The sequence below is a fragment of the Dialister sp. genome, from assembly GCF_051885895.1.
GTDB lineage: Bacteria > Bacillota > Negativicutes > Veillonellales > Dialisteraceae > Dialister.
Window position 1 is genome coordinate 59,846 of the sequence record NZ_JBJEXP010000002.1, and the last position, 10,558, is coordinate 70,403.

The 10,558-nt window shown below is 46.0% G+C and carries 10 protein-coding genes; 7 read left to right on the forward strand and 3 right to left on the reverse strand.

Annotated features, from left to right (window positions below; genetic code table 11):
* Positions 1-12: 12 nt before the first annotated feature.
* Together ACI4N7_RS00300 and ACI4N7_RS00305 are read right to left on the reverse strand one after the other, a co-directional pair.
* The gene (locus ACI4N7_RS00300) at positions 13-1,101 is read right to left on the reverse strand and encodes a zeta toxin family protein (RefSeq protein WP_439731369.1); all 1,089 of its coding nucleotides are present in this window, start codon (positions 1,099-1,101) and stop codon (positions 13-15) included.
* A 154-nt stretch (positions 1,102-1,255) separates the two neighbouring features.
* Positions 1,256-2,026: an adenosylcobinamide amidohydrolase gene (locus tag ACI4N7_RS00305; RefSeq protein ID WP_439731370.1), complete on the reverse strand. Its 771-nt coding sequence runs from the start codon at positions 2,024-2,026 to the stop codon at positions 1,256-1,258.
* A 201-nt stretch (positions 2,027-2,227) separates the two neighbouring features.
* Between ACI4N7_RS00305 and ACI4N7_RS00310 the strand changes: the two genes are divergently transcribed.
* From ACI4N7_RS00310 to ACI4N7_RS00340, 7 genes are all read left to right on the forward strand, one after another.
* Positions 2,228-3,595 carry an LPO_1073/Vpar_1526 family protein gene (locus ACI4N7_RS00310; RefSeq protein WP_439731371.1) on the forward strand — a complete coding sequence of 456 codons (1,368 nt, stop codon included), beginning with the start codon at positions 2,228-2,230 and terminating at the stop codon, positions 3,593-3,595.
* Positions 3,596-3,790: 195 nt separating this feature from the next.
* Positions 3,791-4,453 (forward strand): L-serine ammonia-lyase, iron-sulfur-dependent subunit beta, encoded by a 663-nt coding sequence (gene sdaAB, locus ACI4N7_RS00315; RefSeq protein ID WP_439731372.1) that lies wholly within the window; start codon positions 3,791-3,793, stop codon positions 4,451-4,453.
* 10 nt (positions 4,454-4,463) lie between these two features.
* The gene (gene sdaAA / locus ACI4N7_RS00320) at positions 4,464-5,345 is read left to right on the forward strand and encodes an L-serine ammonia-lyase, iron-sulfur-dependent, subunit alpha (RefSeq protein ID WP_439731373.1); all 882 of its coding nucleotides are present in this window, start codon (positions 4,464-4,466) and stop codon (positions 5,343-5,345) included.
* Positions 5,346-5,406: 61 nt separating this feature from the next.
* Positions 5,407-6,861 carry a D-glycero-beta-D-manno-heptose 1-phosphate adenylyltransferase gene (gene rfaE2 / locus ACI4N7_RS00325; RefSeq protein ID WP_439731374.1) on the forward strand — a complete coding sequence of 485 codons (1,455 nt, stop codon included), beginning with the start codon at positions 5,407-5,409 and terminating at the stop codon, positions 6,859-6,861.
* Between the two features lie 8 nt (positions 6,862-6,869).
* A complete protein-coding gene (locus tag ACI4N7_RS00330; RefSeq protein ID WP_439731375.1) occupies positions 6,870-7,955 on the forward strand; it encodes a glycosyltransferase family 9 protein in 1,086 nt (361 codons plus the stop codon).
* A 122-nt stretch (positions 7,956-8,077) separates the two neighbouring features.
* Entirely contained in the window at positions 8,078-9,274 is a 1,197-nt protein-coding gene (locus tag ACI4N7_RS00335; protein ID WP_439731376.1) for an MFS transporter, read from the forward strand.
* Between the two features lie 241 nt (positions 9,275-9,515).
* Positions 9,516-10,301, forward strand: coding sequence for a gamma-glutamyl-gamma-aminobutyrate hydrolase family protein (locus ACI4N7_RS00340; RefSeq protein WP_439731377.1), 786 nt, complete (start codon positions 9,516-9,518; stop codon positions 10,299-10,301).
* 56 nt (positions 10,302-10,357) lie between these two features.
* On the opposite strand, the gene ACI4N7_RS00345 is transcribed toward ACI4N7_RS00340, so the two are convergent.
* The coding region (locus tag ACI4N7_RS00345) for a hypothetical protein (protein WP_439731378.1) at positions 10,358-10,558 on the reverse strand (201 nt) is incomplete at its 5' end.

Consider the following 10,558-nt stretch of genomic DNA (forward strand, 5'->3'; position numbering starts at 1 on the left):
GCACCGCTTCTTTTATTTAACCATTCGTTTTGCCAAAAGTTCACTGACCCGTTCCGTCGGCATATCGTCACTGTCATAAAGAAGCCCCTTGGGACTTTTGATAATAAGCCGATCCATCAGGTTTTGACTGATCAGGTCATTCGTAGCAGAGAGGAATGCCATGCAGGCTTTATCATGGTAATCCTTGGTAATCAGCCGTGAAAGGCCAGGTGCTTTCAAACGCTGCTGAAGAAAGAGCTGATGAATTGCCTTCCAGCTTTCTTTCTTGGGGCAGGCCCGGAGCAGGACGCAGATTTCATATCCCATATCCTTGAGGTAGGAAATGTATTCCAGAGTGTGGGCTACGTTATCCAGAGATCCTTCCTGGAGAATATGATATCTTCCTTCGGCTGCTTTTTTCATAGTTAGGTCGGACAGGTACTGTCCCTGGGCCATGGAAAAATATGCACAGTACTGACCATATTTTTTCATCAGCTTCCGGAAACGGGGATGAAATCCACGGAAATTATCACTCATGGACTGGATAATATTTCCTCCATATTCTTCAATGATCATGGAAGACATCCGTGTTTTGCCGGAGCCGGGCTGTCCGGCAATAATAAAGGCCATGGGATGTTTCTGATTTCCCATTTTATTTTCTTTGACTGAAGGCCATACGGTCTTTTCAAAGAGGGCATCCATTTCATCCGGTTGGAAAGCACTTTCCTTTTGAACCAGCTGACGGGTGAGCTTAGTATTTACCGGTCGGAAAATCTGGTCGGCCATGTAACGAGTTTCTATATTATAGGCTTCCTGGAGCATGCCAACCTGAGTTGACATGGGAAGACCGTGTCCTTTGCGGAGCTCGATGAGTGACATCTCGCGGATCGTAGTACGCCAAAGGCTGTAAAGACGGGATTCATCGGATCTTTCAATTTCCACTTCGTCTTTTACTGTCCAAAGCAGGTTGTGGATGGTCGTAAAAATTTCCGCATTCACTTCCAGTTGGATTCCCATAGGTGTAATTTCCGCTGATTCACTTAATTCGCTGATTGTCCGCTCGTCATAGGGCATAGCCTGACCAACTCCTTTTCTAAATACATATATATTCTTCTCAATCATAACAAAGACCGGAGAATTTGTCTATTTTTTTATACTTATGGTGTCATCGGGACGTTGCTGAAGTTTCTATTATGCAGCCGGAGAATCCATAAGGAATCTTCTTCTATTACAAAATGTACTTTGCTATAGGGAATTTTCCCTTCCGGCTATGAATCTATTTTCTCAAACTTTCCAGATCAACTGCATCAGGTGTTTTCAGCTTAGACGATGCATTCCAGGGATGGTCATATTTTACCAGACATTCAGTGACGGATTCGTAGGCTGCTTTAGCCAGGGATGAACCCAGTTCGGAGAAAGGCCCGGCATCAGTAAAAAGAGGAGCGGCAGGATCTGTAATAAAGGTAATGCCATCGGTACCTGTACCGGTGGCGGGAAGGCCGTTATTTACATCGGCTATGCCTAAATCCTGCAGGGCTGCCGTTTTTCCTTCCGTCAGGGTAATAAGGGCTCTGGCCATGATGCCATGAGGGAGACGACCCTGAAAGATGACCATCATATTAATAGTGCCCAAAGGGGAAAAATGACCGTCTTCTTCACGGTATAATGCGGGAGAAGAAGCGCGGCAGGCTGTCTTTTCCACGCCTCCGGTGGTCAGGATTTCTACCAGTATGGGACCGCTTTTTATGATTTTATGAGAATACAGATTCACAGTGGCGGCAGTAAGAAGGACGGCGCTTTCCTCAGGAACTGCACCGGAGGAAAGTGCACATTGTTTCAGGTAAGCTCTTACGGAACCGCCGGGGAAATCCTTTTCAGATTTGTAAAACTCTGTCAGCCTGCGGTTCAGGGCATAGCGGATATTCTTGAATCCTCCGCCATAAATGGCAGTAGAAAGAGACAGGTGGGGACGGTCAAAGGTAATGAGCAGGTTTTCCGGCGAAACGGAAAGCAGGGCGCCGGGAACAGAGAGGTTGATTCTTTTCATAAAAAACTCCTTATATAGTCGGCTTGTGAAAGGAGCCGGATGTTAATAATATTTATTTTATTATACAATGGTTTTCGGCAGGACAGGAAATCTCTTTTCCCTTTCCCTATAGGCAGCAGAAAGAGAGATTTTTCATGAATTTATGCTATCCAATATATCATTGAAGTGAAATAGAAAATATGATACCATGTAACTGAATTTATGTCAGTTTGCATAGGACAAGGAGATTTCATGGTTATTATTCCCTATATAGTTTTGGCTGCTGTGGCAGCACTTTTCTTTATTGTTTCCTACTTTGTTATCTGTGGCTTTCCAAAGGGGCTGAAGCACCGGGAAGAGAAAACAGACATGGCAGCACAGGGAACTTCCTCCGGAACCGAAAAAGAGAAACCGACAGCTTCCCGCAAAGAGGAAAAAGTGGATGATTCTACCCAGATTATTCCGGTCAAACGTCATCGACCATCACCGGTGCACTTTGATGAGGAAGAGGAGAAAACCAAGGTCTTTACCAGAAAAGATTTTGGAGAATCCAAGTCACAGGATGCTTTTTCTGCCACCAGCGGGAAAGGACCGTTTCCTCCGGAAGCAGAACCTCATGTATTTACAACTCCGCCTGATCTGAATTCTCTGGAAGAATATTTTGTACGTCATTTTCTGAACCGCTACGGTGCTGTTTCATCGACCGTGGAGCAGGACACAAGGCGTGTGACCCAGCATCTGGTGGAAGGTCTTCACATGAAAAACAGGGAAGCAGTGGATACGCTGACCCATATTATGGTACAGGAGGCCATGCAGAATGCCCAGCGTACCTATGTGATGATGCCTACACCTACAGTACTGGAAATGGTGACAGATGCATTTACCGATGTAGCTCGAGGGAGCCGTTCAGATACCAGAACAATTCTTGCCTATGATGCGCTGAAAGCTATGCCGCGCATGGAGGAAAGCGAATTTCATGCGCTGGCTCTTCTCCTGATTTTCCATTATTCCAGAAACACGGACAATGTGGATGCCCAGCATTTAAGAAATTATACGGAAAAATATATTACGCCATTCCTGTATAAACTGCCTGATGAATATACCGGTTACCAGCAGCTTGAATACCTGCACTGCGTATCTCTTGAAAATAAAGATATTCCCTTCGGACAGGTTCTTCATGATTCCTATCCTTTAATTTTTGCATTCCGGGGATGCATGAAGAGTGAACTTGCTTCCGTCTATGCTTCCTGGCCGGAAGGTACTCTTGTGCCAAGTCTTTATAATTCTTATGTCAAACCGGCTGCGGTTGATGAGTCTACTTTGTCAGGGCTTTTCGATGATATGGGACTGGATGATGAGGTGGCCAGAAGGAGTGTCCTTGCCCTGGTAGAGTCAAGACCTGTTCATTATGACAGAAAAGAAATGGGATATATCCTGGGAAAGGTATCGCCAAACCTCAAGAAACTGCAGGATATCTGGGATAACAGCATGATTCGCCGTTCTTCCCTTACGCTTATGGGGATGTATATTGCCAAGATCTGCATTCGTGAAACGATTGGAGAAGATTTTGATCTCAGTCACTGGATGTAATTATTCTTTTGACAGGTTCCGCCTTGTTTCTGGGATCCTGATGCTGTACTGATATTTTTCCCGGACCGGAAAGATAGAAAACTTTATGCTTGATTCAATGTTGAAGGACCCTTATGCCGGTATTGGCTTTGAACCAGCAGTATTCAAAATCTGCCGCGCTGCGGCGGATTTTCTTTTTAAGAAAGGTGGGGTAAAATGGGAATCTTTGATATTATAGGGCCTATCATGGTAGGACCTTCCAGTTCTCACACCGCCGGTGCAGCCCGGATTGGACAGACAGCCCGGGCTATTCTGGGAGAACCGGTGAAAGAAGCGGGCATTACCCTGTACGGTTCCTTTGCCAAGACCGGCAAAGGCCATGGGACGGACCGTGCTCTGGCAGCCGGTCTTATGGGATATTCTCCTGACAGCGGCACGATTCGGGATGCACTTCACATTGCCAGGGAAAAAGGGGTGGACATTTCATTCTTTCTCTCTGAAGAAGATATGGGACATCCCAATGTGGCGAAGATTGATGCCCATGGTATCCATGGTGCCCATGTGGTAGTAATCGGACGTTCTCTGGGCGGCGGAAGGATTATGATTACCAATATTGACGGCTATGATGTAGAAATCACCGGTGAGGAATATACCCTCCTTACCCGGCACCATGATAAACCGGGTGTAGTAGCTAAAGTCTGTGAAGAGCTGGCTAAGGAAAAAATTAATATTTCTACCATGCGTCTTTTCCGTAAGGGAAAAGGCAGTGAAGCGGTAATGATTATTCATACGGACCAGCCTGTTCCTCCTTCTGTAGCAGAAAAAGTTAAAAATTCCAACGAAAATATTACCTATGTGATGGCTTTGGGCATTATTTGAGGAGGGCTTTATGGAATATCATTCGATGAAAGAACTGTTTGCCGTGGCAGACGTGGAAAAATGCTCTCCCGGTATTATTGCCTGCCGGGTAGAAGCAGAAGAAAGCGGAAAAAGCTATGAGGAAATATGGGCCCGCATGAAATATACCATTCCTGTTTTTCGGGAATCCATTCAGAAAGGTCTGTCAGATACAAGTAAGTCTGCCAGCGGACTGGTAGGCGGAGATGCGAACCGCCTTTTCTGCGGACATATGCGCTTTCTTTCGCCTGTATGCCAGCGGGCGGCATCCTACGCTATTGCCACTGCGGAAGCCAATGCCAAAATGTACCGCATTGTGGCCTGCCCTACGGCCGGATCCTGTGGAATTCTTCCTGCCGTTTTGTCAGCTGTGGCGGAGGAAACCAATGCATCCATGTATGATATGACCTGCGCTCTTTTTACTGCCGGTGCTATTGGCCGGGTTATTGCTGAAAAGGCGTCCATTGCCGGCGCAGTAGGCGGCTGTCAGGCGGAATGCGGTGCAGCCTGCGGCATGGCCGCTGCTGCTGCTGTGGATCTTCTTAAAGGTTCTACAAAGCAGATGGGCAATGCTTTTGCCCTGGCACTGAAAAACATTCTGGGGCTTGTATGTGACCCGGTGGGAGGCCTTGTGGAAGTTCCCTGCGTAAAACGGAATGCTTTTCATGCAATCCATGCCCTGCTGGCTGTAGAAATGGCTATGAATGGTATTGAAAGTGTTATACCTCCGGATGAAGTCATTGAAGCAATGGGGGATGTAGGGAAACGTCTCCCTGTAGAGTTGAAGGAAACAAGCCGGGCAGGACTGGCAATGACAAAGACGGGCAGACGGATTCATGATGAAATCATGAGAAGGTCCGCTGACTTGCATTAATCGTTGATTTTCATGGCAGAAGCCGGTAAAAGGGCCGGCTTCTTAAAGAACAGGAGTATATATGCAGCAGGATGGCGTACGCTTTTTAGAAAAAGAAATCAGGCATATTAAAGTGGCAGTCATTGGAGATCTGATGACAGACCGCTATATTACAGGGAAAGTTAATCGTATTTCGCCGGAAGCGCCGGTGCCGGTAAATCTGGTGGAATCACAGCGGGATGTACCGGGCGGGGCGGCTAATACAGCAGCAAACCTGTCTGCCCTGGGATGTCAGGTTTTCGCCGGAGGCATGAAAGGCAATGATGGAGACGGGGCGGTGCTTTCCTCTCTCATGCAGCAGGCGGGGATTGATATGTCCGGTGTGATTACCGCTCCTCATTATCACACTACCGCTAAAATAAGGATCTTAGGTGCCAGACAGCAGATGATGCGCCTTGATTATGAAGAAAAGAAGAATCCTTCAGATAAGGACTGCCATTTCATTCTTCAGTGGCTGGAAAATCTTCTTCACCAGGACTTGGGATGCATTGTGCTTTCCGACTATGGCAAAGGCATGATTACCCATGAGCTTTCTCTTTCTGTCATTGCTCTGGCTGCCCGGTATCATGTACCTGTTCTGGTAGATCCCAAAGGATCTGACTGGACTAAGTATGAAGGAGCTTTTGGCATTACGCCCAACTTGAAAGAACTGTCAGACTGTCTGGGAAAAGATATCCCCAATGAGGATGAGGCGGTAGAGAGGGCCGGCAGAGAGGTGAGAGAGAAATACCATCTTACTCATCTTTTTGTGACGAGATCAGAAAAGGGAATTACCTGTATCAGCAAGGATGGCGCTCTGCACCGTGCTTCGGCAGCACAGGATGTTTTTGATGTGTCCGGCGCCGGTGATACTGTCATGGCGGTGACGGCTGCTGCTACTGCAGCGCATCTTCCCATGGACACGATCTTGGAACTGGCCAATAAGGCAGCAGGAATTGCTGTTTCTAAAGTGGGAACTTACCAGGTAAAACGGGAAGAACTTTTAAAAGCCTGGAGCAGTGGGGAAGAGCTCCGCCTTTCCTATCATCCTCTGTCCTGGGAAGAAGCCAAAGCAAAGGTGAGCCTCTGGCAGAAAAGGGGAGAAACTGTCGTTTTCACTAACGGCTGCTTTGATATTCTCCACAGAGGACATATTACTTATCTTCAGCAGGCAGCCTCTCTGGGAGATCATCTGATTGTAGGGCTTAACAGCGATGATTCCGTAAGAAAACTGAAGGGGCCGGAACGGCCGGTGAACAGTGAGGAAGACCGCAGTTTTATGCTGGCATCTCTTCGCAGTGTAGATGACGTAGTCATCTTCCATGAAGATACACCGGAAAAACTATTGGCCTGCCTGAAACCGGATATCCTTGTGAAAGGCGGGGATTACAAAGTGGAAGAAGTGGCAGGAAGACAGTACGCAGGTGAAGTCAAAATCCTGCCTTTTGTAGAAGGTTATTCTACTACCGCTCTGATTCATAAAATTCGCAGGGAATGATGACGAATATGAATGATAAATATTGGCACGTAGATTTGAAGAATAAGACTATTGTCCTTATATACATGCTTTACTTTGGAGATATGGTTTCCATTTCTCCCTTTCTGGAAGTACTCCGCCGGGCAGCGGAAGGATCTAAAATCATACTGGTTATGGATTCCCGTTTTCAGGAGTCGGTAAAGTATAATCCCCATATTGATGAGGTCATTCCGTTTGACCGTCATGGCAGGGAAAAAGGAATGGCAGCGACCTGGAAGCTGGGGAAAAAAATCGGCGCCCTCCATCCGGATATCCTGCTCACTCTTCATGGGACGGCGAGAACTACGCTGATGGCTTTGGCCATGCATCCAAAGCATTGGGGCGGGGAAGAAGGAACCAGGATAGACTCTTTCTTAATGGACTGGCCTATGACCATAGAAACCTATAACTCTCACGCCGTAGATAAATATCTGAAAGTTCTGGAAAGACTGGGAGTAAAAGATCTCCATCACAGCGGGATGCGTACGTTTACTTCGCCTTTGTGGGATCAAAAGGCAGAAGAGTTTTACGCTTCCAAAGGAATTGGCAGGGATGACAGGCTGGTAGGCATTTCTGTTGGAAGTTCCACTGCAGAAAAGAACTGGCCTGCTGAAAAGTATGGACAGACTGCTGACTATTTTGCAGATAAGGGGATGATCCCTGTCTTTTTCGGGGTTCCTTCGGAGCTGGCACTCATTCGAAAAGCCACAGCCGTTATGAAATCGAAACGGTATATCATTGCGGCAGGAGAATTATCCATGGGAGAATTCATGGCTGCTGCAGGGCGATGCTCTCTGGCCTTTACCAATGACAGCGGGCCTATGTATGTTTTTGACAGCCGTGGTGTTCCTACTATTGCCATGTTTGGACCCAGTAATGCCAAATTTCATCATCCTCTGGGCCCCTGCTCTGAAGCAATTTCTTCCTGGGATATGCCTATGGGACCGGAGCATGTGAACAAAACTATTGCTTCCGGTAAATATACACCTGTTTCAGAAATTTCCGTAGAAGAAGTTATCCATGCCGGTGAAAAGGCCTTGAGAAAAGCAGAAAATTTGAAGATGAGAAGAAAATAGGCTAGGATTGTTTTTTCAGGAAAATGCTTTCCTTTAAATGGAAGGCATTTTTTATTTTTCTATGATATATGATATAATTTATATATAAATATTTTTCTATACGTTGCATATGAGGAGATTTTATGCATCTTCTTTCTTTATTCCCCGCACTTCAGGTTAAGAATTATCGTATATTCTGGCTGACACAATGGATTGCGCTTATCGGTTTCTGGCTGCAGCTCACGGCACAGCAGTGGCTTGTGTATACCATGACTGATTCTGCTTTTCTTTTGGGACTCCTTGCTGCATGCCAGTTTGCGCCCAGCCTTTTCTTCACTCTTTTTACAGGACTCTGGATTGATAAACATAATAAAAGAAAAATTCTGATAGGGACACAGATTTTTTATCTGCTGCAGGCATCCCTTCTTGGGCTTCTTCTTTGGTCGGGTCATGAAACTTACGCCTGGATTCTATTTTTTGCGTTCTTTATAGGGACCATCGATTCTTTTGATATGCCTGCCCGCATGGCATTCATGCCGGAACTGGTAGGAAATAAGGCTCTTCACAGTGCCATAAGCCTGAATTCTGCCAATTTTAATATTACCCGTATGGCAGGGCCTCTCCTAGCAGCCTTTCTTCTGAAATTTGTTTCTTACAGCACGATTTTTTTTATGAATGCACTTTCGCTGGTGCCTATTATCATTGCCTACATTCGGATGGACGTGAATTCTGTTATAGAGAAAACGACAGAACGTCATCCTTTACAGGAAATACGAGAAGGACTGATGCAGGCAAAAAACAATCCTTTGATTTACAAGAATCTTATAGGTGCAGGGATTGTGAGCGGGCTGATTTTGAACATGGGTACCTACGGTCCTCTGTTTGCTGACAGGGTCCTCCATGCAGGCATAGATGGTTTCGGTTCCATTCTTTTTGCTGCCGGAGCCGGATCCATGATCAGCGGACTGCTGTCCGGAGCGGCCCAAAACCACCTGTCCAATCGTAAAATCTTCTGGTCAGCTATTCTCTGTGGTGTTCTTCTCATGGCGGTCAGTTATGTTCATTATCTGTTTTTGGCACTCAGCCTTTTCGGCCTTCTTGGATTTTTTGTTATTGCATTTATCGTAAACTGCAATACGGTAATCCAGATGGCTTCGCCTAAAGAATTCCTGGGCCGTATTATGGGCCTTTATACATTTGTATTTTTGGGGAGCGCTCCTTTTGGTTCTTTACTGGTGAGTTTGATTATTGAAACCGTAGGAACATCGATGGGGCTTCTTCTGGTCGGTGCCCTGGAAATCGCTTTGATGGTACTTTTTGCCCGCCCGTCCGAAAGCTGATGATCTTCTTTTCTTTGAGGAGGTTATAAAATTCTTCTTATTCGGCTTTCTTGCCTTTTAATAAGATTTCCGCTATACTAAATACATAAAATTTTAGAAAAGCAAAGGCGCTGAGATGACTCAGTGCCTTTTTGCTTTCGGCGAAGGTGCTGTTCCTGGAACAGTGCCTTTTTGCTTCAAAATTGTTTTTTATTTATATATATAGGCAGGACAGATATTCCTGCCAAAGCAGGAGGTGTTGATGATGCGAAAGCCAAAGATCGGAGTTATGCCTTTGTGGGATGAGGAAAAGGAAAGCATATGGATGCTGCCCGGGTACATGGATTCCATTAAAGAAGCGGGAGGCATTCCCATTATTCTTCCCCTTCACCTGATGGAAGAGGAATTTGGAGAAATTGCAGGAGACTTTGATGGTTTCCTTTTTACCGGCGGACAGGATATTTCCCCGGCTCTCTATGGAGAGGAAAAGAGACCGCTCTGCGGGCCGGTATGCAGTGCCAGAGATGAACTGGAAACCATGGTTTTCCATTATTGCTGGAATCATGATGTACCGGCACTTGGCATATGCCGGGGATTGGAACTGATCAATGCTCTTCTGGGAGGTACATTGTATCAGGATATTGCATCGGAATGTCCCTCTCTTCATGCGCCGAACCATGTCATGGATTTTGCCTATGACTGGGTTGCCCACTTTAACAGTATTCTTACCGGAAGTCCTCTGTATGAACGGCTGGGCGTTTCCTTCCTGGGAGTCAATTCGCTTCATCATCAGGCTGTAAAAAAACTGGCAAAGCCGCTGAAGCCCATGGCTGTATCAGAAGACGGGCTTGTGGAAGCAGCATATGCACCTTCCAAAAAGTTCCTGTGGGCTGTACAGTGGCATCCTGAATATTCCTATACCTATGATGGGTTAGATATGGCTATTTTTGAAGCTTTCACAGAAGCGGCAGGCCGTTTGTCTTCCCATGGCGTATCGCCTGTTTCCCCAACAGATTTTACAAGCCATGATACCTTCCGGCTGGGATAAATAAGAATCATAAAAAGAGGCAGGATCAACAAGATCCTGCCTCTTTTTATGATTCTTCAGGTGGAAAAAATCCCACAGGAAAGTCGGCTGCTGCATGCTTCTTTTATCTTGCATTTCATAACATTTTTCATTACAATGAGTAATACCTGCCGATTTGGCAGATTTCCCGCTTTTAGATAGAAGTTCAAATATGGAGTATAGGTATATATGAGTTCTTCATCTTCACCTGCATGGAAAGCGCTGCATGAGGCATTTCC

Coding starts and splice junctions, on each gene's coding strand:
- ACI4N7_RS00300 (WP_439731369.1), bottom strand. CDS start 1,101: ATGATTGAGAAGAATATATATGTATTTAGAAAAGGAGTTGGTCAGGCT.
- rfaE2 (WP_439731374.1), top strand. CDS start 5,407: ATGCAGCAGGATGGCGTACGCTTTTTAGAAAAAGAAATCAGGCATATT.
- ACI4N7_RS00335 (WP_439731376.1), top strand. CDS start 8,078: ATGCATCTTCTTTCTTTATTCCCCGCACTTCAGGTTAAGAATTATCGT.
- ACI4N7_RS00330 (WP_439731375.1), top strand. CDS start 6,870: ATGAATGATAAATATTGGCACGTAGATTTGAAGAATAAGACTATTGTC.
- sdaAB (WP_439731372.1), top strand. CDS start 3,791: ATGGGAATCTTTGATATTATAGGGCCTATCATGGTAGGACCTTCCAGT.
- ACI4N7_RS00310 (WP_439731371.1), top strand. CDS start 2,228: ATGTCAGTTTGCATAGGACAAGGAGATTTCATGGTTATTATTCCCTAT.
- sdaAA (WP_439731373.1), top strand. CDS start 4,464: ATGGAATATCATTCGATGAAAGAACTGTTTGCCGTGGCAGACGTGGAA.
- ACI4N7_RS00305 (WP_439731370.1), bottom strand. CDS start 2,026: ATGAAAAGAATCAACCTCTCTGTTCCCGGCGCCCTGCTTTCCGTTTCG.
- ACI4N7_RS00340 (WP_439731377.1), top strand. CDS start 9,516: ATGATGCGAAAGCCAAAGATCGGAGTTATGCCTTTGTGGGATGAGGAA.